This is a genomic window from Burkholderia sp. BKH01, from assembly GCF_025685725.1.
Lineage (GTDB): Bacteria > Pseudomonadota > Gammaproteobacteria > Burkholderiales > Burkholderiaceae > Burkholderia > Burkholderia pyrrocinia_C.
Genome location: NZ_JAOTQT010000027.1, coordinates 79,815 through 103,643, shown reverse-complemented (window position 1 = coordinate 103,643; position 23,829 = coordinate 79,815). Strand labels below are relative to the sequence as shown.

The window sequence follows — 23,829 nt, the reverse complement described above, 5'->3', positions numbered from 1 at the left end:
GAGCGCCGGACTGTTAATCCGTAGGTCCCTGGTTCGAGCCCAGGTCGGGGAGCCAAAAACGCATAGGCCCGTTGAAAGTGAACGGGCTTTTTGCTGGTAACCGAACACGCAGATGTACCGATTTATTCCCCGATAGCTCAGTCGGTAGAGCGCCGGACTGTTAATCCGTAGGTCCCTGGTTCGAGCCCAGGTCGGGGAGCCAGGCAGCGAAAGGCCCGTCATTCGACGGGCCTTTTGTTTTTCCGGCCGCCCTTTCGCGTTTTCGTGGCCCGGTCCCGCGCATGCTAGAGTCTTTGTCCCGCATTCGCATCCGGTTCCGTCGATGAAGCACCGCCTCCTCCGCGCCGCACCCTTCGCCCTCCTGCTCTCCGCATTCGCCGCCGCGCCGCTCGCGCACGCGGAGGAAGTCGGCAGCGTCAACACCCACTTCCGCGTAACGGGCTCCGACCGCGTCGTCGTCGAGGCGTACGACGATCCGGTCGTGAGCGGCGTGACCTGCTACGTGTCGCGCGCCCGCACGGGCGGCATCAAGGGCACGCTCGGCGTCGCCGAGGATCCGAGCGAGGCGTCGATCGCGTGCCGGCAGGTCGGCCCGATCACGTTCAAGGAACCGCTCAAGCAGCAGACCGACGTGTTCAGCGAACGCATGTCGTTCATCTTCAAGACGCTGCACGTCGTGCGCGTGGTCGACAAGAAGCGCAACACGATCGTCTACCTGACCTACAGCGACCGCATCGTCAGCGGCAGCCCGAAGAACGCCGTCACCGCGGTGCCGATGCCGGCCGGCACGACGATTCCGGTCAAGTAAGGCCCGCACCTGACGGGCGCGCGAGCGATACACTGTCGGTTCGACCGCTCCCGCGCCCGATCATGTCCGCCACCCGCCTTCCAGACTCCGCACGCTACTGGCGCACGCCGCTGCTGCCGGACGCGGATCTCGTCACGGCGACCTATCGCAACCACACGTTCGCGCCCCACTGGCACGACGCGTACACGATCCCCGTGATTCTCGAAGGCGCGGAACGCTTCACCTATCGCGGCAGCGGCCATGTTGCCGAAACGGGCACCGTGCCCGTGATCAATCCCGGCGAAGTGCATACGGGCTCGCGTGCGGCGGACGAAGGCTGGTGCTATCGCGTCAGCTACATGCCGGTCGAATTCATCCGCGAACTCACGAGTGCGATCGCCGGCCGCCCGCAGGACGCACCGTGGTTTGCCACCGACGTGATTCGCGACGCCGATCTCGCGGCCCGGCTCGCGCTGGCGCACCGGATGATGGAGGCAGGCAGCGAGCGCGCACTGTCCTCCCATGCGCACGGGCAGCCGGCCGACGATGCGGCGGCCGGCGACCCGGCGGCCGGCGATCCGGCGGCCGCCGCACCGCGCATCTATGATCCGCTCGCCGCCGAAACCGCGATGCTTGACGCACTGTCGACGCTGATCGTGCGCCATGCCGATGCGCAGCCACGACCGGCGCCGCTCTCGGCGGACGAACCGCGCGTCGAAGCAATGCGCGAGCAGCTCGCCGCCGATCTCACATGCACGGTGACGCTCGACGAAATCGCTCAGGCGGCCGGCCTGTCGCCGTTCCACGCGGCGCGCCTGTTCACCCGTACGGCCGGCATGCCGCCGCATGCGTGGCGCAACCAGTTGCGATTGCAGCGCGCGCTGGCACCGCTGCGCGCGGGCGTGCCCGTCGCCGACGTCGCGGCGGCCAGCGGTTTCGTCGACCAGAGCCACTTCACGCGGCATTTCAAACGGATGTTCGGCGTGCCGCCCGGGCGCTGGCAGGCGAGCTGACGCGCGGCTTCCCGCATCCGGCCGCTCGCTTGCCGCCGCGCCGGCAAACGCCCGCGACCGCAAGAACATACAAGCCAGCAAACCACCGGCCCGCTATCCTCCAACGCATGGAGGAGCGCGCTTTGAACCCGACACCCGCATCACCCCCTCGCCGTCCGCTCAACGAATGGCTCGACGGCGCGCGCGACACGATCCCGATGATGATCGGCGCGGCACCGTTCGGCGTGATTTTCGGCACGCTCGTCGGCGGCGGCCCGCTTGCCGCGTGGCACGGCGTGCTGATGTCGCTCGCCGTGTTCGCAGGCTCCGCGCAGTTCATCGCGCTCGGCCTGATCGCGGGCAGCGCGAGCTTCGTCGTCGTACTCGCGACGACGCTGATCGTGAACCTGCGCCACCTGCTGTACAGCGCGACGCTCGCGCCCTATGTCGCGCACCTGCCGCTGCGCTGGCGCGCCACGCTCGGCGCGCTGATGACCGACGAAGTGTTCGCAGTCGCTTATGCGCACTACCGGCACTTCCCGCCCGGCACGATCGGCCCCCACTACTTTTTCGGCTCCGGGCTCGCGATGTACCTGAACTGGCAGGTCTGGACGCTCGCGGGCATCGGCTTCGGCGCGGCATTTCCGGGCCTGCAGTCGCTCGGCCTGGATTTCGCGATGGCGGCGACCTTCATCGCGATCGTCGTCCCGCAGCTCGGCACGCTGCGCTATTTCGCGGCGGCCGCGACGGCCGGCACGCTCGCGTACTTCTGGCAGGGCTGGCCATACAAGCTCGGGCTGCTCGGCGCGGTTGCCGCCGGCGTCGCGATCGGCGTCGCGCTCACGCTGCAGCACGAGCGCTCACGCGCACGGTCACGCACGGAGGCCGCATCGTGAGCTACGCGCTGCTGATCCTCGGGATGGCCGTCATCACGTACGCAATCCGCACGACGCTGTTCCTGTTCGGCGAGCGGCTGACCTTCCCGCCGCTGGTGCGGACCGCACTCGGCTTCGTGCCCGTCACCGTACTGACCGCGATCATCGTGCCGATGACCGTCTCGCCGCATGGCGGCACGGCCGAACTGACCTGGCGCAATCCGCAGCTCGTCGGCGCGCTCGCCGCCGTGCTCGTGTCGGCGACGACCCGCCGCCCGCTCGTGACGATCGCGGCGGGGCTCGCGGTGTTCTTTTTCTGGCAAGGGATCGTGCTGCCGCACTGGCTAGCCGCCTGAGCGAACGCTCGGCCACGCGCGCTCAAGTTTCCGCCCGGCGTGCCGATAAAGGGAATGAAAACCCGCCACCGGCCTCGGCACGCACCGGTCAGTCGACGCTGCGCCCGCACCGGTGCGCCGTGCCGGCCGCCGGCTTGCGCGGGCCGCCATCGAGACGATTCATGGGCCAGATCACCCTTTCCCTCAAGGACGACACGCTCGAGTCCCTGCGCAAGGACTACGATGCGTTCGTCCGCGTGTCGCTGAAACTCGACCCGCAGTTCGCGACGCCGTCGTTCGAGGATTTCCTGCGCGCGAAGCTGCTCGACAACATGGTGCCGCTGACCGAGCACGCGGTGCAGCGGATGCTGCAGGGCGGCCAGTACGCGTGGGCCAAGCGCACGCTCGACAAGGAATTTCCGGACGTCGTCGCGATCCTGATGCGGCAGGCCGGCGAATTCGGCTTCGGCTTCGCGTCGCGCTCCGAATGGACGCCCGACGAACTCGCGAAGGCTTGCCGCGACTGGGCGAAGGCGATCGTCGCCGAAGCGCAGGGCGACCCGTCGCAGATCGACCCGCTCGCGTCGCAGATCAAGGGCGCGGCACAGGACATCCAGGCGCTCGAGGAACTGATGCAGACGCCCGCGTGGCGGCTCGCGGAATCGCTGCGGCAACGGATCTACGAGGCCAAGCTCGCGTGCGAGATGAGTGTCGGCAGCACCGCACGCGACAAGCTCGGCGAACTGCGCGGGCTGCTGCGGCTCGGGCTCGCACACGGCTCGTTCCAGAAACAGGAAGCGCAGCAGATCATGGAATATCTGCGGCTGCTGAAACCGGAGATCTTCGTCGAAGAGCCGTACGACGTCTTCGCGCGGCTCGCCGTGTGGCTGCGCAGCGTATTCACGCCGGCTGCCGCGCGCCCCGCGCAGGGCCAGGGACAAGGGCAAGGACAACACCGGCCGTGACCGCGCGCCCGCCCCGCTGAAAGCATGAACTCATGAAAACGGCCCGGTTCGCACGAAGCGAGCCGGGCCGCCGGACGGCCTCCGTCACGACGCGCCGTCCGGGGCGAGCGTCGCGCGGCGCCAGACACCGCTTACTGCGTGGCGCCCTGGGCCGATGCACCGCCCTCCGCGCCGACCGATGTGCCGCCTTCGGTCGCTTCGCCGGCCTTCGCCTTGGCCGAGCCGACATGGCTCTTGGCCGACTTCGCAGTGTGCTTCGCGTGCTTCTTGGCCGAGTGGACGGCCGACGACGCCGTATCCTTCGCGCCGTCGGCTGCCGCGCCGGCCGCATCGGTTGCGCCGCCGACCGCATTGCCCGACGCGTTCGCGCCGGCGCTGCCCTGCACGCCCGCGCCGACACCCGCCGCCGGGGTCTGCGCCTGCACGCCGGCACCTGCCGCGCCCTGCGCCGCCGTACCAGTCTGGGCAAACGCGGCCGAAGTGGCGAACGCCGTCAGCGCGGCACCGATCAGCATCGTACGAATCTTGGACATGACAATCCTCCTCAAGAAGTTGTGGGCGCGAACCGCAGCGATGCGGTCCGTCGCGTCCCCCGCCGCAACACGCAGCAGGTACGACAAAAGACCCGCGGCCCGCACCCCCGGTTCTCGAATCTCTCAGACTGTTACCCACCGTTTCATTTGCTGACGAATCGCTCACAGTCCTTAACAACTGCGTGCCGCGGCCGCCCGCGCTCGCGCGCCGGCCCGCGGTGCCGTATGATGCGAGGCGATTCCTTCCGCGCTTTGCGCACCTTCTTCGTCATGCCCAACCTGGATTTCACGCTGACCGGCGAATACGTCGAGCTGCACAACCTTCTCAAGATCACCGGCCTCGCGGACAGCGGCGGCACCGCGAAGCTGATCGTCGCGTCCGGCGCGGTGAAAGTCGACGGCGCGGTCGAGCTTCGCAAGACCTGCAAGATCCGCGCGGGCCAGGTCGTGCTGCTCGGCGACACGCGCATCGCGGTGCGCGAGGCTTAGGGCCTGTTCCCCCTGTCCGCGACATGGCCATCGGCGCGCGCGTTCGACACCGTACGAATAAAGCCGTAAGCTAGCCGTCTCTCAAAATAAATACAGACAGCGCGGGCCCGCACCCGCGCGAGCGCCCATTCCATGTCGCATTCCGGTCTCACTCGGACGGCCGCCGCGCCGCCGTCCCTGTCCAGTCACGCCGCCGATACCGCGCGCCTCGCCGCACCTCTCGCGATCGCGCAACTTTCACAAATGGCGATGAGCGTCACCGACACGGTGCTGCTCGGTTCGCTCGGCCCCGATTCGCTCGCGGCCGGCGGTCTCGGCGCGAACTTCTTCTTCGTCATCGTCACCATTCTGCAAGGCGTGCTGTCGTCGGTCAGCGTGAGCGTCGCGCATGCGCGCGGCGCCCAGGCCGAGGACCGCGTGCCGCACATCTACTGGACGGGCTTCGCACTGTCCGTGCTGCTCGCGATTCCGGCGATCGTCGCGCTGTCGCTGGCCGAACCGATCCTGCTGATGTTTCACGAGCCGCCGCTGCTCGCGCATCACGTCGGCGAATACACGGGCATCCTGCGCTTCGCGGCACTCGGCAGCCTGATCGGCGTCGGGCTGATGCGCGCGTTCCTGCCGGCGATCGGCGCCGCACGGCGGCTGCTGTGGGTGTCGATCGGCGGTGTCGGCATCAACGGCGTGCTGAACTACGGGCTGATCCATGGCGCATTCGGGCTGCCGCGCCTCGGCTTTCTCGGTTCCGCGGTCGCGACGACGATCACGATCTGGCTCACCGCGCTCGCGCTGATCTGGCTGCTGCACGGCCGGCAGCGCTTCCGCCATTTCGTGACCGCGGCACGCCCGAAGCTGCCCGTGATGGGCGAGCTGATCGGCATCGGCTGGCCCGTCGCGATCACGTACGGGGTCGAATCAACGCTGTTCCTCGGCACCGGCCTCACGGTCGGCGTGCTCGGCGCGACGTCGCTGGCCGCGCACCAGATCGCGCTGAACGTCGCGTCGGTGTCGTTCATGGTGCCGCTCGCGATCGGCCAGGCCGCCAACGTCCGGGTCGGCTACTGGGTCGGCGCGGGCTCGCCCGTCGCCGCGCGGCATGCGGGCTTCGTCGCACTCGCGCTCGGCGTCGCGTTCATGTCGCTGTCGGGCATCGTGATGATCGTCGCGCCACACACGATCGTCGGCCTGTACCTTCACCTCGACGACCCGGCCAACGCAGCCACGGTGTCGCTCGCGGCGTCGCTGCTCAGCATCGCCGCGGTATTCCAGATCGTCGACGGGATGCAGACCGTCGCATCGGGCGCACTGCGCGGCCTGAAGGACACGCGCATCCCGATGCTCGCCGCGACCTTCGGTTACTGGGGCATCGGCTTCCCGACCGGCTACTGGTTCGCGTTCCACGCGGGCCTCGGCGCGCGCGGCCTGTGGTGGGGGCTCGCGGCCGGCCTCGCGAGCGTCGCGGCGCTGATGGCCTGGCGCTTTCATCTGAAGACCGCGTCGCTCATCGCGGCGCGGCACTGAGCGCGACGCGACACGAAATCGCGGCCGGCGCTATGCTTGTCGGTTGAAGTCCCGAAGACGCCGCGCGAGCGGCGCGACTGCCTCACGATACGCCCGATGCCGCGCGACACGCGGCCTTCCCCCTTTCCAAGAGGAGTGCATCATGAACGAAGCAGTTCGGATGGAACGCGACACGTTCGGCGAGATCGCCGTGCCGGCCGACCGGCTCTGGGGCGCGCAGACCGAGCGCTCGCTGCAGAATTTCCGGATCTCGACGGAGAAGCAGTCGCCCGAGTTGATCCACGCACTGGCGATCGTCAAGCGCGCCGCTGCGGCCGTGAATCAGTCGCTCGGCGTGCTGGCCGACGACAAGGCGCGCGCGATCATCGACGCGGCCGACGAGATCATCGCCGGCAAGCATCCGCGCGAATTCCCGCTCGCGGTCTGGCAGACGGGCTCCGGCACGCAGACCAACATGAACCTCAACGAGGTGATCGCGAACCGCGCGAGCGAGCTGATGGGCGGCGAGCGCGGCGAAGCGCGCAAGGTTCATCCGAACGACGACGTGAACCGCGGCCAGTCGTCGAACGACGTGTTCCCGACGGCGATGCATGTCGCGGCCGCATACGCGATCGTCAACCACCTGCTGCCGGCGCTGCGCACGCTGCGCACAACGCTCGACGCGAAATCGAAGGCGTTCGCCGACATCGTGAAGATCGGCCGCACGCACCTGCAGGACGCGACACCGCTCACGCTCGGCCAGGAGTTTTCCGGCTATGTCGCGCAGCTCGACCAGGGCATCCGTCACGTCGAATCGGCGCTGCCGCACCTGTACGAGCTCGCGCTCGGCGGCACCGCGGTCGGCACCGGGCTGAACGCGCACCCGGAGTTCGCGGTGCGCGTCGCCGACGAAATCGGCCGGCTGGCGAAGCTGCCGTTCGTGACGGCGCCGAGCAAGTTCGAGGTGATGGCGGCGGCCGACGCGCTGGTGTTCGCGCACGGCGCGCTGAAGACCGTCGCGGCCGGTCTGATGAAGATCGCGAACGACGTCCGCTGGCTCGCGAGCGGGCCGCGCTGCGGGCTCGGCGAGCTGTCGATTCCGGAGAACGAGCCGGGCAGCTCGATCATGCCGGGCAAGGTGAACCCGACGCAGTCGGAGGCCGTGACGATGCTGTGCTGCCAGGTGTTCGGCAACGACGTCGCGGTCAACGTCGGCGGTGCGAGCGGCAATTTCGAGTTGAACGTGTTCCGGCCGATGATCGCGCACAACGTGCTGCAATCGGTGCGGCTGCTCGCCGACGGCGCGCGGAGCTTCAACGACCACTGCGCGGCGGGCATCGAGCCGAATCGCGCGCGCATCGACCTGCTGCTGAACGAATCGCTGATGCTCGTGACGGCGCTCAATCCGCATATCGGCTACGACAAGTCCGCGCAGATCGCGAAGAAGGCGCACAAGGAAGGCACGACGCTGAAGGCCGCCGCGCTCGCGCTCGGCTATCTGACCGAGGCGGAATTCGATGCGTGGGTGCGTCCCGAGCAGATGATCGGGTCGCGGTAACGGCGGAACGACGGGCGCTGCGCGAAAGGCGCGGCGCCCGCGACGCTCAGACCGTGCCCTTCGCGACCTCTTCCGGCTTCATCTCGACGATCTTGTCGAGCGCGGCCCGCACGTCGGCCGCATATTTCGCGAGCACCTTCTGCTCGTCGGTCTCGGGTACGAACGGCGGCACCGGCACCGGGTTGCCGTTCTCGTCGACCGCGACGAACACGACGAGGCAATCGGTGGTCTGGCGCAGCACGCCGCCCTTCGGATCGCCGGCGTGCACGGACACATGGATGTGCATGCTGGTGCGCCCCGTCGCGACGACGCGCGCCTTCAGCTCGACGAGATTGCCGACCAGGATCGGACGCTGGAAACGGATGTTGCCGACGCTGACCGTCACGCAATAGCGGCTCGACCAGACGGCCGCGCACGCATACGCGACCTCGTCGATCCACTTCATCAATGCACCGCCATGCACCTTGCCGCCGAAGTTCACGGACGACGGCTCGGCGAGGAAGCGGAAGACGGTTTCGGTGCGGTCGAGGGCGGCCGGTACGGGGGACGGTTGGGACATCTTGTTGGCTCCAGGCGGCAGGGGCGCTGTAATCAGGCCATTATACGTTGCACTGCGGCAACGCGTCGCGGCGCGCCCCGCGTGGCGCGACGGTAGCGCGGCACCTGAACACATACGGATCGGCACCCGTCAGCGGCGTATCGTGATGCCCTGGTCGATCGTCCCGTACATCTCGAGGCTGCCGCCCCGCTCGCCGGCGGCGCCCGCGCCGCCCTGCGCACAGGCCGCGCAGACGAGCGCGGCCGCCAACAGGCAGAAAATCGTCTTCATCATTGCTTCGTGTCACGTGCGGCGGCCCGCTGCCGCCGCGTCCGGCCATTCTACGCGCGCCCCGCACGGGGTCGCAGTTCGGTCCGCCGCATGGTCTGTGCCCGTGCCGGCACCGCTGCATCCGACATTTCAGCCGGATCCGAAACATCGAATGCCCGCACCCACTACACTGCAAGTCATCCCGCCTGACGAGACACGACGATGACCGATCAAGACGACCACCACTTTCCGGGCCTGAGCCGCATCGGCGCGCTGATCGCCGACCCGGGGCGCGCCGCGATGCTGTGGGTGCTGATGGACGGCAGCGCACGACCGGCCGGCGAACTGACGATGATCGCGGGGCTGTCGCCGTCCGCGGCAAGCGCGCACCTCGCGCGGCTGACCGAAGGCGGCCTGCTCGCGCTCGACGTGCGCGGCCGGCATCGCTACTACCGGATCGCATCGTCCGACATCGCGGCATCGCTCGAGGCGCTCGCGAACGTCGCCCGCGCGGCCGCGCCGCACCGCCCGGTTCCGCCGCCGTCGCGCACGGTGCCGGCCGAACTGCGCTACGCACGCACCTGCTACGACCACATGGCCGGCGAACTCGCGGTACGCATCTTCGACGGGCTCACCGCGCGCGGCTGGCTGCGCGCGGACGGCGATGAGATCGAGACCACCGAACTCGGCACCCGGGCGCTCGCGCAATGGGGCATCGACGTCGCCCAGCAGCGCGCGCGCCGGCGCCGCTTCGCGTGCGGCTGTCTCGACTGGAGCGAGCGGCGCTCGCATCTCGGCGGCGCGCTCGGCGCCGCACTGCTCGACAGCTTCTGTGCACATGGCTGGATCGAGCGCTCCGCCCGGCCGCGCGTGCTGCGCGTCACCGTGCCCGGACAGCAGGTTTTCGACGGGTGGCTTACGTCCGCTTGACGCCTGCATTGCAGCTGCACGACAACGGCGCGCGCTGGACAGGTTTTGTTACATGGCGTGCCATCCGGCTTACAAAACACCGAGCACTGAAACAGGCCGAGCGGATATCGTGAACTCAACGGCACGAATCGACGCGCCGCGATAACGACGAAGACGCTCACCATGGCACCCCTGTTCACGCTCAAGCGAACCGCCCGCTGCACACTGCTCGCGTTCGTCGCGCTTGCGGCACTGCCCCCCGCATTCGCGCAATCAGCCGATGCCCCGCCGTATGCGGCCACGGCCCGGCAACCGGGCGGCGATCCGCCGGGCCGCGTCGCACGGCTCAATTACCTGTCTGGCGCCGTGACGACCGAACCGGCCGGCACCGATACCTGGTCGTATGCCGCCGTGAACCGGCCGCTGACGACCGGCGACCAGCTCTGGAACGATGCCGGCGCGCGCTCGGAACTGCACATCGGCTCGACCGCGGTGCGGCTCGGCGATTCGACGAGCCTGTCGGTGCTGAACCTCGACGACACGACGACGCAGCTGAAGGTTGGCCTCGGCACCGTATCGACGCACGTGCGAGAGCTGCCGGCCGGCAAGTCGTATGAAATCGACACACCGAACCTCGCGCTCGGCATCACGGGCCCCGGCGACTATCGTGTCGCTGTCGCGCCGGACGGCGCAAGCACGACGGTTACGGTGCGCAGCGGCAGCGCGACCGTCTACGGCAGCAACGGGCAGTACCCGCTGTCGCCCGGACAGCAGGTCGTGTTTACGGGCACCGACCTGCAGGTTGCGCAGCAATCACCCGCGCCGGGCCCCGATGCGCTCGACCAGTGGGCCGCCAGCCGCGACGCGGCCGAGGAGCGCTCGGTGTCGGCCCGCTATGTGTCCCGCGACATTCCCGGCTACCAGGATCTCGACGCGAACGGCACGTGGCGCGAAACCCCGAATTACGGCTCGGTATGGGTGCCGAACGATACGCCGGCCGACTGGGCACCGTATCACGACGGCCACTGGATCTGGCAGGCGCCGTGGGGCTGGACGTGGGTCGACGATGCGCCGTGGGGCTTCGCGCCTTATCACTACGGTCGCTGGGCGTATGTGGACGATAGCTGGGCGTGGGTGCCCGGCCCGATGGTCGTCAGCGAGCCTCCCGTCTATGCGCCGGCGCTCGTCGCGTTCGTCGGTGGCGGCGGCGGTCCCGACTGGAGCGTCGCGCTCACCGTCGGCGGCGTCGCCGCGGCCGGCTGCGCATGGTTCGCGCTCGGCCCGGGCGAGCCGTGGCACCCCGGCTGGGGCGGCTGGAGCCCGCACTACTACGACCGCGTGAACCGCAACATCGTGGTGAACAACGTCAACGTCAACGTGAACAAGACCGTGAACGTGACGAACATCACCAATATCACCAACATCAACAAGACGTACGTGAACTTCCATGCGCCGCATGCAATCACGGCCGTGCCGGCCTCCGCGTTCGTGCACGGTCAGCCTGTTGCGCACTTCTCGCAGCACGTCGATCCGCAGCAATGGCGCAATGCGCACGTGACCCCGGGTACGCCCGGTATCGCACCGGTGCGCCAGAGTTTTACCGGCGGGCTGCGCAATGCCGCCTACCGTCCGCCGGAGGCGATCGCGCAGCACCCGTACGTCGCGACGCGCAATCCTGCCGTGCCGGCCGCGTATCGCGACCAGGCCGCCGCCCACCTCGCGCAGCAAGGCGGGCGCGTACCGGGCGCCGGCGCCCCCGTCGTGAAGACGAACGTGCCGGCCGACTACACGGCTCGCCCGGTTCGCGTTCCGGGCAACCCGAACGGCGGCGCCTGGGCGATGCACAACGTGCAGCTCGTGAATCCGCACGGCCCCGTCGTGCAGCCGGCACGCGCGCCGCGCGAAGGCCAGCCGCCAGCCGTGCAGGCCGGACGGCCGGGCGCACCGGTGCCGGTGCCGGGCGCGCCGAATGTCGCACGGCCGGCGAACGGCGAAAACCCCAATGCGCCGCGCTTCGCCAACGGCGGCATGCCGCAGGCACCGGGCAACCCGGCGCCGCATCAGGCATTCGGGCCCGGAAACGGCGTCCCGCATCCGCCGGTGGCCGGCAATTTCCCGTCGGGCAACGGCAACGCGCACGCAGCCGAGGCGCCGTCACCTGCGTGGATGCAGCCGCACACGCCGATGGAGCGTCAACGCCCCACCCCGCCGACCGCGCTGCACGCGGCAGGACAGAATGCGCTGCCCCCCGTGCGCAGCGCGGTGCCGGTGCCGCATCCGGACGGCTCGCCGGCTCCGCAGGGCGCGCAGCCCGGCGGCCGGAACGAAGCGCCGCGCGCGCTGCCGCAACCGAGGTTCGACAATACGGCGCAGATCCCGCAACCGCGTCCGCGCCCCGAACTCCCGACGCCGGCCCAGCATGCGCAGCCGCAACCGGAACGGGCCGCCCCCGCGCCGCAACCGCGCCCCGAATTCGCGCAACCGGCGCCACGCCGCGAAGTCGCACCGCCGCGCGTGAACGAGTACCGTCCGCCGGCCCCCGCCGTACATGAAACGCCGCGCCCGCAACCGCAGGCGCCGCGCATGGAGCCACGGCCGTCGATGCCCGCGCCGCACGTGGAACCGCGCCAGTCGATGCCAGCGCCCCGGATGGAACCGCGGTCGCAACCGGCGCCGCACGTCGAGGCGCCGCGCCCGAGCAACCCGCCGCCGCAAGGCGGTCACGAAGAGCGGCACCGCCAGTAAGTGCCGCAAACGTGAAACAAGAAGGCCCGACCGGCTGATGCCGGTCGGGCCTTCTTTCTGCGGGAGCCGCGGGTCGGTGAAACCGCCCGGGCCGCGCGATCAGACCGCCATCGGCGCGGTCAGCGGCTCATGGTGACGATAGCCGACGAGCGAGAAGTCCGACGGCTCGATCTGCTCGAGCCACTCGGGCGCATAGACACCCGTCTTCGCGTAGTCGGGCACGCGCTCCGCAATCTCGAGCCGCGGGCTTTCGTACGGCTCGCGCGTGAGCTGCTGCTGCAGCATGTCGAGCTGGTTCTCGTAGATGTGCGCGTCGCCAATGAAATACGTGAACCAGCGCGGCGTGTAGCCCGTCAGCCGGCCGACGAGCGACAGCAGCGCGGCCCCTTCCGTCAGGTTGAACGGCGTGCCGAGCCCGACGTCGTTGCTGCGGATGTACAGGCACAGCGAGATCTCGCGCTTCGTCGCATTCGGCAGGAACTGGTACAGCAGATGACATGCGGGCAGCGCGATCTGGTCGAGCACGGCCGGATTCCACGCGTGAAACAGGATACGACGGTCGGCCGGGTTCTCCATGATCGTGTCCAGGCACTGGCGCAGCTGGTCGATCGCCTTGTACAGCAGCACCTTCGGCGCGCCGTCTTCGTCGAAATGCGTGACGATCCGGAAACCGCGGCGCGTCGCATCGGCGATCTGCGCATCGGCGCCCGCATCGAGCACCTTGTAGCCCGGCCACTGGCGCCATTGCACGCCGTACACGTCGCCGAGATCGTCGACGCCGTGGCGATACGGGTTCGCGAGCCACTGCGCGTTCTCGTTCGCGTTCGCGTCCCACACCTTGCAGCCGAGCGCGCGGAAATCGGCCGCGCTGCGCGACGCGCGCAGGAAGCCGACCAGTTCACCGATCGCGGACTTGAACGCAAGCTTCTTGGTCGTGACGGCCGGGAAGCCTTGCTGCAGGTCGAAGCGCAGCATCGCGCCCGGCATGCTGACGGTGCGGATCCCCGTGCGGTTCTCCTGCCAGGTGCCGGTATCGAGAATGGTACGAACGAGGTCGAGATACTGTTTCATGCGGGTTCCTTCGGCCGCGAGGGCGGCCGTACCCGCCAATTTTAGCAAGCGTGATGCGGAAGGTCCGGCAACGACGTCGGAAACCCTGTCAGCGTGTCGCCGCGATCGCGCATTCCGTGCGCACACATCAGCCGGTAGAGCGTGACACGCGACACGCCGAGTTCGCGCGCGGCGTCCGCGAAACGGCCGCGATGGCGCAGCAGTGCCTGCTCGATCGCCTGCCGTTCGGCCGCCTCCCGCGCCTCCAGCAACGACACGGGCGCGAGCGTCGCGTAGTCGTTCAGCTCGAGATCGGCCGCGGTGATCATACGGCCCTCCGACATCACGATCGCGCGGCGCACGCGATTGATCAGCTCACGGACGTTGCCCGGCCACGAATAGCCGTACAGCGAGGCCACCGCATCAGGAGAAAAGCCGCGCAGGCGGCGATGCGCGTCGCCCTTGAAACGCTCGAGCATGTGGCGCGCGAGCACCTCGATGTCCTTGCCGCGCGCGCGCAGCGGCGGCTCCTCGATCTTCAGCACGCACAGGCGATGGAACAGGTCCTCGCGGAATCGCCCTTCGCGCAACGCCGCTTCCATGTCCACGTGCGTCGCGCAGATCACGCGCACATCGACCGGCACCGACACGTGTGCGCCGAGCCGCTCGATCTTGCCTTCCTGCAGGAAGCGCAGCAGGCTCGCCTGGCTTTCGAGCGGCAGGTCGCCGATCTCGTCGAGAAACAGCGTGCCGCTGTTGGCGGCCTCGACGCGGCCGATCTTGCGCTGGTTCGCGCCGGTGAAGGCACCGCGCTCATAGCCGAACAGCTCGGCCTGCAGCAGTGTCGACGGAATCGCACCGCAATTGATCGCGATGAACGGCGCCTGCGCGCGCGACGAGCGCTCGTGAATCGCGACCGCCGTCAGTTCCTTGCCCGTGCCCGATTCGCCGGAGATGAACACCGGCGCATCGGTCGCCGCGACGCGACGGATCGTCCTGAAGAGTCCGAGCATCGCATCGCAAGTGCCGACCATCTCGCCTTCGCTGCGTCCTGCACCGGCGGGCGGCACAACGGGCTCGGTCAGCGCGACCATGCCATGCGCATGACCGACGGTCTCGACGATCCGCGACATCTCGTACGGCATCGTCACGTAGTCGAAGCAATAGTCGCGAATGAGATGGCGCAGCGTGGCATCCTGCAACTGGCCGCGCCGCGTCGCCGCGATCCAGCCGATGTGCTGGATGCTCAGGCAGGATTCGAGTTCGCGCAGGTCCGACGGCTTGAAGCCCGGCGAGAAATCGAGCAGGCCGGCCGTTGCAACACCGTGCTGCACGACGCGCCGTACGTCGCGCACGGTCTCCGCGAGATCGACCCGCCAACCGCATTCGTCGAAATGGCCGCGCAATGCGTCGCTTGGTTCGCGCGAATAATAGATCACGTGTCGCTGATCGGCTCCCATATGCCCACCCCGTTCATCAACCATCTAACGATTGCCACGCACGCCAGGTCGCGTGCGAAAGGATCGAATCGGGTCAGCCAAAGGTGGCTCGATTCGCCATGCCGATGCGCGGCAACGACAAAGCCTCGCATGATGGCGCTTATCTCGCGTCCGTTTTTTTCAAGACAGCTTAGTTATAGGCACTGAATGCGACAAACCCATTTCAGCACCTCGGGCGATGCGGTCGAATCGCTCGGGAAGTCGACGCATGTCAATCATCTGCACATAGCACTTGCGCAGCGACGTGTTCTTTCATCGACACACGCGTCGATTTTCATCCTTGTAGCGTATCGATTGAATCCGCAGTATTCCCGAGCCCCCTCGTTTCAGGCCTGAAACATTTTCAGGCGTTTTCCGCCTCAATTATCGACGCTAGCGCGCGAATCGCAGTCGTGACAAGGGTCCCGGCATGATGGCATGTATTTCGCTGAATATGGAATACATCGGAGACAGCGACCATGCGAAAACATCTGTTACTTTCTTTTGTGCCGATGGCGATTTCGCTCTCGGCTGCCGGCCCGCCCGCGCCGGCGCACGCGGATGAAAACGTGAAGCTGGATCGCGCGATGCTGCTTGCCGAAAACACGCCGGGCATGCAGCCCGGCAACGGGTTCGGCATCGTGACCGTGTCGTCACCGCAACCGCTGCCGGCCGGCAAGACTTCGGTGACGCTATGGGACGAGATCCCGCCTCCGCCTCAATTGCCGACACCGCTCCCGGTACCGCAGCCACATGACCCGCAGCACGCGATGGAAAAGAACGCACAAGGCACGACGCACCAGTGAGCATGCGCCCACACACTCCATTAGCATTCCGAATTTACTCGAATCGGCCGGACTGCATCGATCGTAACCATCCTCACCGACCTCGCAGCATGAAACGGTTTTGTGCTCCGTCCCCCGGCGGGCACTCTTTTTATTCAATTCGTCGCTGCGTCGCATTGCATCGCGCGTCGCGGCGCACGGCACCGACGAGCCGATGCACGCGCGCGGAATCCGGCATGCACTGCCGTTCCGGTAGAATCGGCGCCATTCCGGTTTTCCTCTTACCCGACCTTCATGACGACGTTGACCCTGATCGTCGCGCGTGCCCGCAACGGCATCATCGGCCGCGACAACCAGTTGCCCTGGAAACTTCCCGAGGATCTCGCGTTCTTCAAGCGCACGACGATGGGTGCACCGATCGTGATGGGCCGCAAGACCCACGAATCGATCGGCCGGCCGCTGCCGGGCCGCCGCAATATCGTCGTCACACGCGACGCAGCGCGCCGCTTCGACGGCTGCGACACGGTCACGTCGCTCGCCGACGCGCTGGCGCTCGCCGCCCGTGACGGCGTGCCCGAGGCATTCCTGATCGGCGGTGCGCAACTCTATGCGGAAGGCATCTTGCTCGCGGATAAACTGGTCGTCACCGAGATCGATGCCGACTTCGACGGCGACGCATCGTTCCCTGCGCCCGACGCCGCACACTGGCAGGAAGTGTCGCGCGATGCACACCAGGCTGCCGCGCCGAACACGTTCCGTTATGCGTTCGTCGTCTACGAGCGCAAGCGCGTCTGACACGTCACGCCCAATGAGAAAAACCCGACCGGCGTGAGCCGGTCGGGTTTTTTCGTTTCATGGCGGCCTGCGCCGCGCACCGCTTACTGCCCTGCGATCGTCATCTGCTCGATCAGCACCGAGCCCGTTTCCTTCGTACCGCGGACGATCGAATCGGCGCCGATCGCGACGATATGGCGGAACATCTCCTGCAGCGTGCTCGCGACGGTGATTTCCTCGACCGGATACTGGATCACGCCGTTCTCAACCCAGAACCCTGCCGCGCCGCGCGAATAGTCGCCCGTCACATAGTTCACGCCCTGCCCCATCAGCTCGGTCAGCAGCAGGCCCGTACCGAGCTTCTTCAGCATCGCGTCGAAATCGTCGCCCGGCTGCGTGTTCGAGCTGCGCAGCGCGAGGTTGTGCGAGCCGCCTGCGTTGCCGGTGGTCTGCGTGCCGAGCTTGCGTGCCGAATAGGTCGACAGGAAGTAGCCTTCTACGACGCCGTCCTTGACGACGCTGCGCGCGCGCGTACGCACGCCTTCCTCGTCGAACGGCGCGCTGCCCATCGCGCGCGGCACGTGCGGATCCTCGACGACCTGGATGTGCGGCGCAAACACCGGCTTGCCGAGGCTGTCGACGAGGAACGACGTCTTGCGGTACAGCGCGCCGCCGCTCACGGCCTGCACGAATGCGCCGAGCAGGCCGGCCGCGAGCGGCGCCTCGAACAGCACGGGCACCTTGCGGGTGTCGAGACGGCGCGCGCCCATCCTCGCGAGCGCACGCTCGGCCGCGTAACGGCCCACCGCTTCGGGTGCCGCGAGATCGATCGCGCTGCGCTTCGACGAATACCAGTCGTCGCGCTGCATGTGACGGCCGCTGCCCGCGATCGGCGCGCATGCGATGTAATGGCGCGAGTACGGATAGCCGGACAGGAAGCCGCGCGACGTCGCGAGCACGAACTGCGAATGCTGCGCCGACACGCTCGCGCCTTCCGAATTGCGGATCTGCGGGCTGACCGCGAATGCGGCGTCTTCCGCGCGGCGGGCGAGTTCGACGGCCTCGTCGGCCGTCAGCGCCCACGGATGATAGAGATCGAGGTCGCGCGGGTCGGTTTCGAGCAACTCGGCCTCGGCAAGGCCGGCCGCTTCGTCCTCGGCCGTGAAACGTGCGATGTTGTAGGCGGCAGCGACGGTATCCTTGATCGCGGCCGGCGAAAAATCGGACGTGCTCGCGTTGCCGCGCTTCTTGCCGATGAACACGGTCACGCCGACCATCTTGTCGCGGTTGTGCTCGATCGTTTCGACTTCGCCGCGGCGCACCGACACCGACAGGCCGTCGCCCTCGGAGATTTCGGTCGCGGCGTCCGTCGCGCCGAGTGCCTTCGCATGGCGAAGGATGTCCGACGCGATTTCTTTGAGCTGGTCCTGCGTGTGCGGGAAATAGCGCGCTTGTACGTCGAGATTGGCTGCCATCGTCTTGGTATCCGGTGGCGGGCGGGCGCCCGCATGTTCAAAATGTTGCGTATCCCGCGATCATAGCAAGGTCCGGGGACGGACACAGACAAGCTTGGGGTGTCCGCGCCGCGATACAATGCCGCCCATGACACGCAAAACCCGAATTCAGCCGATCGAGCCTGCCGTCGAAGACGACGACAACGGCTACGATCGCCCCAGCAAATCCCAGTTGAAGCGCGAGATGCACGCGTTGCAGGAGCTCGGCCAGGCGCTCGTCGACCTGCCGAAGGACGCGCTCAAGCGCATGCCGATGCCGGAAGCCCTCGCGGACGCCGTTCGCGAGGCGCGCCGGATCACCGATCACGAAGGCAAGCGCCGCCAGCTCCAGTACGTCGGCCGCGTGATGCGCTCGCTGGCCGACGACGAGACGGCCGCGCTGCGCACCGCGCTCGACGCGCAGCGCGGCGTGAACAAGGCCGCGACGGCCCGCCTGCACTGGATCGAACGCACGCGCGAAAAGTTGCTCGCCAGCGACGACGCGTTGACCGAATTCCTGCGCCAGCACCCCGACGCCGACATCCAGGAAGGCCGCACGCTGATCCGCAACGCGCGCAAGGAAGCGCAGCAAGGCAAGCCGCCGCGCTATTTCCGCGAGCTGTTCCAGTGGGTCAAGACCGCGAGTGGCACGCCCGGTGGGGATGACGAAGCGGCCGACGACGCCGGAGACGACCATGACGACGACGAAGTCTAAGCACCCGGACGAACTCGTCGTCGGTCTCGTGTCGATCAGCGACCGTGCCAGCACGGGCGTCTACGAAGATAAAGGCATTCCGGCGCTGCAGGAATGGCTCGCCGGCGCGCTGGTCTCGCCGTGGCGGGCCGAAACGCGGCTGATCCAGGACGACGCGCCGACGATCTCCGCGACCCTCGCCGAGCTCGTCGACGTCGCCGGCTGCGACCTCGTGCTGACGACGGGCGGCACGGGCCCCGCGCGCCGCGACGTGACGCCCGAGGCCACGCTGGCCGTGGCGACGAAGGAAATGCCGGGATTCGGCGAACAGATGCGGCAGATCAGCCTGAATTTCGTGCCGACCGCGATCCTGTCGCGGCAGGTCGCGGTGATCCGCGAGACGGCCGACCATGCGGCACTGATCGTCAACCTGCCCGGCCAGCCGAAGTCGATCCGGGAAACGCTCGAAGGGCTGCGCGACGCCGACGGCAAGTCGACGGTGCCCGGCATCTTCGCCGCGGTGCCCTACTGCATCGACCTGATCGGCGGCCCGTACATCGAGACCGACGCCGCGGTGGTCGCGGCGTTCCGGCCGAAAAGCGCGCAGCGCGCGCCGCGCTGAGCGCGTGCCGGCCCGCTCAGGCGGCCGGCGCGGACTCGCCTGCCGACGCCGACGCGGCCGGAATCAGGAAATGCTCACGGTAGTACTTCAGCTCGTCGATCGACTCGTGGATGTCCGCGAGCGCCGTGTGCATCGCGCGCTTCTGGAAGCCCTTGTAGATCGCGGGCTGCCAGCGGCGGCACAGCTCCTTCAGCGTGCTGACGTCGAGGTTGCGGTAGTGGAAGAATTTCTCGAATTCCGGCATCCAGCGCGCCATGAAGCGGCGGTCCTGGCAGATCGAGTTGCCGCACATCGGCGACTTGCCGGGCGATACGTACTGCGCGAGGAACGCCTGCAGTTGCGCGGCGGCGTCCGCCTCGGTCACGGTCGACGCGCGCACGCGGTCGATCAGGCCCGAGCGGCCGTGCGTCGACTTGTTCCAGTCGTCCATCTTCGCGAGCGTTTCGTCGCTCTGGTGGATCGCGAACACGGGGCCTTCGACGGCAACGTCGAGCGTGGAATTGGTCACGACGACCGCGATCTCGATGATGCGGTCGTTATCCGGGTCGAGGCCCGTCATCTCCATGTCGAGCCAGACGAGGTTCAACTCGTTGCGCACGAGCGCGGGCTGGCTGGCGGAAGCGGCGGTATCGGTCATGAGTCATCCTGGAAAATGGCGGACGGCGCGCGGCGCCGCCCAGGCGGCCGGCATCGCATCAGCGGGCCCGGTCCGCAAGAACATATAATTCTCGCATAGAACCCTTTGGCGCCTTCGATGTCACCCTTTTCGTTCACCCTGCTGTTCGCGCTCGCCGTGCTCGCGATGGTCGTCACCAAGCTGTGGCTCGCGTCGCGGCAGATCCGCTTCGTCGCCGCGCACCGCAACGGCGTGCCCGCGCAGTTCAGCGCAACCATCCCGCTGACCGCCCACCAGCGCGCGGCCGACTATACGGTCGAGCGCACCCGGCTGACGATGCTCGAGATCGTCGTCAGCGCGGCCGTGCTGGTCGGCCTCACGCTGCTCGGCGGCGTCGGCGCGCTCGACACGCTGCTGACCGGCTGGCTCGGCCGCGGCTACGGGCAGCAGGTCGCGCTCGTCGCCGCGGTGCTCGTGATCACGAGCGTGATCGACATCCCGTTCGAGTATTACCGCCAGTTCGGGATCGAGCAGCGTTTCGGCTTCAACCGGATGACGAAGCGGCTGTTCTTCACCGACATGCTCAAAAACTCGCTGCTCGGCGCCGCGCTCGGCCTGCCGCTGCTGTTCGTCGTGCTGTGGCTGATGAACCAGGCCGGCAGCCTGTGGTGGCTGTGGACCTGGATCGTCTGGGTCGCGTTCCAGATGCTCGTGCTGCTGATCTACCCGACCTTCATCGCACCGCTCTTCAACAAGTTCGAACCGCTGAAGGACGACGCGCTGCGCTCGCGCATCGAGTCGCTGATGAAGCGCTGCGGCTTCGCGGCGAAGGGGCTGTTCGTGATGGACGGCAGCCGTCGCTCCGCGCACGGCAATGCTTACTTCACGGGCTTTGGCGCATCGAAGCGGATCGTGTTCTTCGACACGCTGCTCGCGCGCCTGTCCGGCCAGGAAATCGAAGCCGTGCTCGCGCACGAACTCGGCCATTTCAAGCGCCGCCACGTGATGAAGCGGATGCTCGTGTCGTTCGTGCTGAGCCTCGCGCTGCTCGCGCTGCTCGGCTGGCTTGCGCAACGCACCTGGTTCTATACGGGGCTCGGCGTCACGCCGTCGCTCGACACGAGCAACGCGGGCGCCGCGCTCGTGCTGTTCTTCCTCGCGATTCCCGTGTTCCTGTTCTTCGCGACGCCGTTCAGCAGCCTCACGTCGCGCAAGCACGAATTCGAGGCCGACGCGTTCGCGGCCAGCCAGACCGACGCGCAGGATCTCGTCAGCGCACTCGTGAAGCTCTACGAGGACAACGCGTCGACGCTGACGCCGGACCCCGTCTACACGGCCTTCTACTACTCGCATCCGCCCGCATCGCAGCGGATCGACCGCCTGCTGCAGCTCGCATGAGCCGGCCGCCTTCCCGCAAGCCGGCCCCGCGCGCGTCGGGCGCGCAACGTGTCGAAGGCCGCGTGATCGCGGCGCACGGCCGCCACTACATCGTCGCGCCCGACGACGGCGGCCCGATGCTGCAGTGCTTCCCGCGCGGCAAGAAGAGCGACATCGCGGTCGGCGACCGCGTCGTGTACGAACACGCGTCGGCCGACCAGGGCGTGATCGTCGAGATCGGCGAACGGCGCAACCTGCTGTACCGTTCCGACCAGTTCAAGTCGAAGCTCTTCGCAGCCAACCTCGACCAGTTGCTGATCGTGCTCGCGACCGAGCCCTATTTCAGCGAAGACCTGCTCGGCCGCGCGCTGATCGCCGCCGAGGCGAACGAGCTGAAGCCGCTCGTCGTGCTGAACAAGATCGACGTCGAAGCCGCGCTGCCGGTCGCGCGAGAGCGCCTCGCGCCGTACCGCGCACTCGGCTACGACGTGCTCGAGCTGTCGGTAAAGGGCTCGCCCGACGACGCACGCGCACAACTGATGCCGCACCTCGCCGGCCATTCGACGATCCTGCTCGGCCAGTCCGGGATGGGCAAGTCGACGCTCGTGAACCTGCTCGTTCCCGATGCCGAAGCCGCGACGCGCGAGATCTCGGCCGCGCTCAACAGCGGCCGCCACACGACGACGTTCACTCGCCTCTACCCGCTGGAGGGCGGCGGCGCGCTGATCGATTCGCCGGGCTTCCAGGAATTCGGCCTCTACCATCTGACGGAAGGCCGTCTCGAGCGCGCGTTTCCTGAGTTCCGGCCGCTGCTCGCGGACTGCCGTTTCTATAATTGTCATCATCTGCACGAGCCCGGCTGCGCGATTCTCGAAGCGGTCACCGACGGCCGCATCGCGCCGTCGCGGCACGCACTGTACGCGCAGCTCGTGCACGAGGCGAGCCAGATCGTCCGCTGATCGCGCGACTGGCGCACGACGGCCGGTGCCGTTCGGGCCGGCCTTCATCGACAGGAGCCGCCATGCGTTTCAAGGCACCCGATCTTGCGACGGCACAGCATTGGGCCAACGTGCTCCAAGTGGCCGGCGTCCGTTGCGAGCTGCATAACTGCTACGCGACCGGCGCACTCGGCGGCCTGCCCGCCGACGCGTGCACGCCCGAGCTGTGGCTCGACGACGAACGCGACGACGCGCTCGCTCGCCGGCTGCTCGATGCCGCGTCGCACGGCCCGTCGGCCGGCGCCGCGCCGTGGCGCTGCCGACAGTGCGGCGAAGCGCTCGAGGCCCAGTTCACCGCGTGCTGGCAATGCGGCGCCGTGCGCGATCCGCTCGACGACTGACCCACAGCAAAAAGGCCGGCATCAAGCCGGCCTTTGCCTTTCATCGGGCGCTGCGCTGCCCCGTCACGACACCCAGACGGCGAGCGTCAGCATCAGCAGCAGGATCATCCACAAGATCACCGCACGCCAGACGAGGCCGACCGCCGACTGCAGCGTACGCGGCGTGCAATCATCACCGACCGTCAGCGGACCGCTGTCGCCGACTGCCAGCGCGTCGAGGCTCGACGGTTCCGCGAGCGGCCCGGCGAGACGCGCACCGAGCGCCCCGCTGCCGGCAGCCAGCAGCACGCCGTCGTTCGGGTCGGGCCACTGGCGCGTGTGGTTGCGCCACGCGTAGATCGCATCCTCGAAATTGCCTACGATCGCGAAGCCGAGTGCGGTCAGTCGCGCGGGAATCCAGTCGATCACGAAGAACGCGCGTTGCGCGAACGTCGAGAAGGCCGCCGTGCGGTCGTCGCCCGGCGTCGACCAGCTACGCGCGAGGTATTCGGAAATCCGGTACAGCACGGCGCCGGCCGGCCCGATCGGCAGCACATACCAGAAGAACACGCCGAACACGTGGCGATGCGATGCGACAACCGCGTGGATCAGCGTATGGCGGACGATTTCGCCGACCGGCATGTCGACCGTGTCGATGCCCGTCCACTCGCGCAGGATTTCGCGCGCGCGCGGCACGTCGTCGTTGTTGAGCGCGAGATGGATGTCGGTGAAGTAATGGCTGAACTGGCGGAAGCCAAGCGTGAAATACACGACGACCACGTTCCACAGGAACGCGAGCACGAAGCTCACCTTGTACAGCAGGAAATAGATCAGCGCGACGACCAGCACCCACGGCAGCACGACCGCGAGCCACGCGAGGATGCCGTGCTTCTGCTTGCCTGCGTCGAGACCATGCGCGACGGTCTCCGCATGAAACTGGAACAGCGCGAACACCGGATTGTTCGGCGACAACGCGCGGACCTGTTCGATGATGAGGGCGAGGAGAACCGAAAAGAAAGTCATGCGTGGCGCCGTCTTCGGAGTTATGTCATTTTTTGCATAACGATAGCACAGCGTAAGCCGCGCATGGCTGCCGGCGCGGTCGCCCGGCGGCCGGCCGCGCGCG

At 67.9% G+C, this 23,829-nt stretch carries 25 protein-coding genes and 1 tRNA gene; 18 read left to right on the top strand and 8 right to left on the bottom strand.

From position 1 onward, the window contains the following. Positions 1 to 126: 126 nt before the first annotated feature. From OEJ37_RS29110 to OEJ37_RS29085, 6 genes are all read left to right on the top strand, one after another. A tRNA-Asn gene (locus OEJ37_RS29110) sits at positions 127 to 202 on the top strand. A gap of 120 nt (positions 203 to 322) precedes the next feature. Then, positions 323 to 808, top strand: a complete 486-nt coding sequence (locus tag OEJ37_RS29105; protein WP_174417714.1) for a CreA family protein — start codon at positions 323 to 325, stop codon at positions 806 to 808. A gap of 62 nt (positions 809 to 870) precedes the next feature. Next, positions 871 to 1,800 (top strand): AraC family transcriptional regulator, encoded by a 930-nt coding sequence (locus tag OEJ37_RS29100; RefSeq protein ID WP_263347919.1) that lies wholly within the window; start codon positions 871 to 873, stop codon positions 1,798 to 1,800. A 107-nt stretch (positions 1,801 to 1,907) separates the two neighbouring features. After that, a complete protein-coding gene (locus tag OEJ37_RS29095) occupies positions 1,908 to 2,675 on the top strand; it encodes an AzlC family ABC transporter permease (RefSeq protein ID WP_174417716.1) in 768 nt (255 codons plus the stop codon). Next, positions 2,672 to 3,010 carry an AzlD domain-containing protein gene (locus OEJ37_RS29090; RefSeq protein ID WP_175945682.1) on the top strand — a complete coding sequence of 113 codons (339 nt, stop codon included), beginning with the start codon at positions 2,672 to 2,674 and terminating at the stop codon, positions 3,008 to 3,010. Before OEJ37_RS29095 ends, OEJ37_RS29090 begins: the two co-directional genes overlap by 4 nt. 161 nt (positions 3,011 to 3,171) lie before the next feature. After that, a complete protein-coding gene (locus tag OEJ37_RS29085; protein ID WP_175918910.1) occupies positions 3,172 to 3,954 on the top strand; it encodes a DUF4088 family protein in 783 nt (260 codons plus the stop codon). Positions 3,955 to 4,085: 131 nt separating this feature from the next. On the opposite strand, the gene OEJ37_RS29080 is transcribed toward OEJ37_RS29085, so the two are convergent. Next, positions 4,086 to 4,487, bottom strand: coding sequence for a hypothetical protein (locus tag OEJ37_RS29080; protein WP_263347916.1), 402 nt, complete (start codon positions 4,485 to 4,487; stop codon positions 4,086 to 4,088). A gap of 270 nt (positions 4,488 to 4,757) precedes the next feature. Here OEJ37_RS29080 and OEJ37_RS29075 point away from each other — a divergent pair, with 270 nt between their 5' ends. From OEJ37_RS29075 to fumC, 3 genes are all read left to right on the top strand, one after another. Continuing rightward, positions 4,758 to 4,976 carry an RNA-binding S4 domain-containing protein gene (locus OEJ37_RS29075; protein WP_006486208.1) on the top strand — a complete coding sequence of 73 codons (219 nt, stop codon included), beginning with the start codon at positions 4,758 to 4,760 and terminating at the stop codon, positions 4,974 to 4,976. A gap of 132 nt (positions 4,977 to 5,108) precedes the next feature. Next, positions 5,109 to 6,497: a multidrug efflux MATE transporter NorM gene (norM, locus tag OEJ37_RS29070; protein WP_263347913.1), complete on the top strand. Its 1,389-nt coding sequence runs from the start codon at positions 5,109 to 5,111 to the stop codon at positions 6,495 to 6,497. A 142-nt stretch (positions 6,498 to 6,639) separates the two neighbouring features. Further along, on the top strand, positions 6,640 to 8,034 hold the full coding sequence (gene fumC, locus OEJ37_RS29065; RefSeq protein WP_258282221.1) for a class II fumarate hydratase: 1,395 nt from the start codon (positions 6,640 to 6,642) through the stop codon (positions 8,032 to 8,034). 46 nt (positions 8,035 to 8,080) lie between these two features. Here fumC and OEJ37_RS29060 read toward each other — a convergent pair whose 3' ends face one another. Together OEJ37_RS29060 and OEJ37_RS29055 are read right to left on the bottom strand one after the other, a co-directional pair. Beyond that, entirely contained in the window at positions 8,081 to 8,593 is a 513-nt protein-coding gene (locus OEJ37_RS29060; protein WP_014897688.1) for an acyl-CoA thioesterase, read from the bottom strand. Positions 8,594 to 8,722: 129 nt separating this feature from the next. Beyond that, positions 8,723 to 8,866 carry a hypothetical protein gene (locus OEJ37_RS29055; protein ID WP_174417662.1) on the bottom strand — a complete coding sequence of 48 codons (144 nt, stop codon included), beginning with the start codon at positions 8,864 to 8,866 and terminating at the stop codon, positions 8,723 to 8,725. Positions 8,867 to 9,064: 198 nt separating this feature from the next. Between OEJ37_RS29055 and OEJ37_RS29050 the strand changes: the two genes are divergently transcribed. Further along, the gene (locus OEJ37_RS29050; protein ID WP_175945694.1) at positions 9,065 to 9,772 is read left to right on the top strand and encodes an ArsR/SmtB family transcription factor; all 708 of its coding nucleotides are present in this window, start codon (positions 9,065 to 9,067) and stop codon (positions 9,770 to 9,772) included. 162 nt (positions 9,773 to 9,934) lie between these two features. After that, positions 9,935 to 12,496, top strand: a complete 2,562-nt coding sequence (locus OEJ37_RS29045) for a DUF6600 domain-containing protein (RefSeq protein WP_263347905.1) — start codon at positions 9,935 to 9,937, stop codon at positions 12,494 to 12,496. Positions 12,497 to 12,595: 99 nt separating this feature from the next. Here OEJ37_RS29045 and OEJ37_RS29040 read toward each other — a convergent pair whose 3' ends face one another. Beyond that, positions 12,596 to 13,567: a thymidylate synthase gene (locus OEJ37_RS29040; RefSeq protein ID WP_175945705.1), complete on the bottom strand. Its 972-nt coding sequence runs from the start codon at positions 13,565 to 13,567 to the stop codon at positions 12,596 to 12,598. A 41-nt stretch (positions 13,568 to 13,608) separates the two neighbouring features. Continuing rightward, positions 13,609 to 15,006: a sigma-54 dependent transcriptional regulator gene (locus OEJ37_RS29035; RefSeq protein ID WP_174417725.1), complete on the bottom strand. Its 1,398-nt coding sequence runs from the start codon at positions 15,004 to 15,006 to the stop codon at positions 13,609 to 13,611. Positions 15,007 to 15,503: 497 nt separating this feature from the next. Between OEJ37_RS29035 and OEJ37_RS29030 the strand changes: the two genes are divergently transcribed. Both OEJ37_RS29030 and OEJ37_RS29025 read left to right on the top strand, forming a co-directional pair. Next, on the top strand, positions 15,504 to 15,830 hold the full coding sequence (locus OEJ37_RS29030; protein ID WP_174417726.1) for a hypothetical protein: 327 nt from the start codon (positions 15,504 to 15,506) through the stop codon (positions 15,828 to 15,830). Between the two features lie 273 nt (positions 15,831 to 16,103). After that, positions 16,104 to 16,604 (top strand): dihydrofolate reductase, encoded by a 501-nt coding sequence (locus tag OEJ37_RS29025; RefSeq protein WP_174417727.1) that lies wholly within the window; start codon positions 16,104 to 16,106, stop codon positions 16,602 to 16,604. 83 nt (positions 16,605 to 16,687) lie between these two features. Here the strand turns inward: OEJ37_RS29025 and pmbA are convergent, their stop codons facing one another. Continuing rightward, complete coding sequence (gene pmbA, locus OEJ37_RS29020; RefSeq protein ID WP_152855396.1) at positions 16,688 to 18,058, bottom strand: metalloprotease PmbA; 1,371 nt, start codon at positions 18,056 to 18,058, stop codon at positions 16,688 to 16,690. Positions 18,059 to 18,185: 127 nt separating this feature from the next. Here pmbA and yjgA point away from each other — a divergent pair, with 127 nt between their 5' ends. Together yjgA and mog are read left to right on the top strand one after the other, a co-directional pair. After that, positions 18,186 to 18,791 carry a ribosome biogenesis factor YjgA gene (yjgA, locus tag OEJ37_RS29015; protein ID WP_279613005.1) on the top strand — a complete coding sequence of 202 codons (606 nt, stop codon included), beginning with the start codon at positions 18,186 to 18,188 and terminating at the stop codon, positions 18,789 to 18,791. Continuing rightward, the gene (mog, locus tag OEJ37_RS29010) at positions 18,772 to 19,392 is read left to right on the top strand and encodes a molybdopterin adenylyltransferase (protein WP_174417729.1); all 621 of its coding nucleotides are present in this window, start codon (positions 18,772 to 18,774) and stop codon (positions 19,390 to 19,392) included. The genes yjgA and mog overlap by 20 nt, the downstream gene beginning before the upstream one ends. A gap of 16 nt (positions 19,393 to 19,408) precedes the next feature. On the opposite strand, the gene orn is transcribed toward mog, so the two are convergent. Continuing rightward, a complete protein-coding gene (gene orn, locus OEJ37_RS29005; RefSeq protein ID WP_152855399.1) occupies positions 19,409 to 20,029 on the bottom strand; it encodes an oligoribonuclease in 621 nt (206 codons plus the stop codon). A gap of 117 nt (positions 20,030 to 20,146) precedes the next feature. Between orn and OEJ37_RS29000 the strand changes: the two genes are divergently transcribed. The 3 genes from OEJ37_RS29000 to OEJ37_RS28990 all read left to right on the top strand — a co-directional run bounded on the left by OEJ37_RS29000 (position 20,147) and on the right by OEJ37_RS28990 (position 22,724). Then, complete coding sequence (locus tag OEJ37_RS29000) at positions 20,147 to 21,406, top strand: M48 family metallopeptidase (RefSeq protein ID WP_174417730.1); 1,260 nt, start codon at positions 20,147 to 20,149, stop codon at positions 21,404 to 21,406. Next, complete coding sequence (rsgA, locus tag OEJ37_RS28995; protein ID WP_174417731.1) at positions 21,403 to 22,344, top strand: ribosome small subunit-dependent GTPase A; 942 nt, start codon at positions 21,403 to 21,405, stop codon at positions 22,342 to 22,344. The genes OEJ37_RS29000 and rsgA overlap by 4 nt, the downstream gene beginning before the upstream one ends. A gap of 62 nt (positions 22,345 to 22,406) precedes the next feature. Beyond that, the gene (locus OEJ37_RS28990) at positions 22,407 to 22,724 is read left to right on the top strand and encodes a DUF2007 domain-containing protein (RefSeq protein WP_263347897.1); all 318 of its coding nucleotides are present in this window, start codon (positions 22,407 to 22,409) and stop codon (positions 22,722 to 22,724) included. 63 nt (positions 22,725 to 22,787) lie between these two features. Here OEJ37_RS28990 and OEJ37_RS28985 read toward each other — a convergent pair whose 3' ends face one another. Further along, the gene (locus tag OEJ37_RS28985; RefSeq protein ID WP_111017560.1) at positions 22,788 to 23,726 is read right to left on the bottom strand and encodes a CobD/CbiB family protein; all 939 of its coding nucleotides are present in this window, start codon (positions 23,724 to 23,726) and stop codon (positions 22,788 to 22,790) included. Positions 23,727 to 23,829 lie beyond the last annotated feature (103 nt).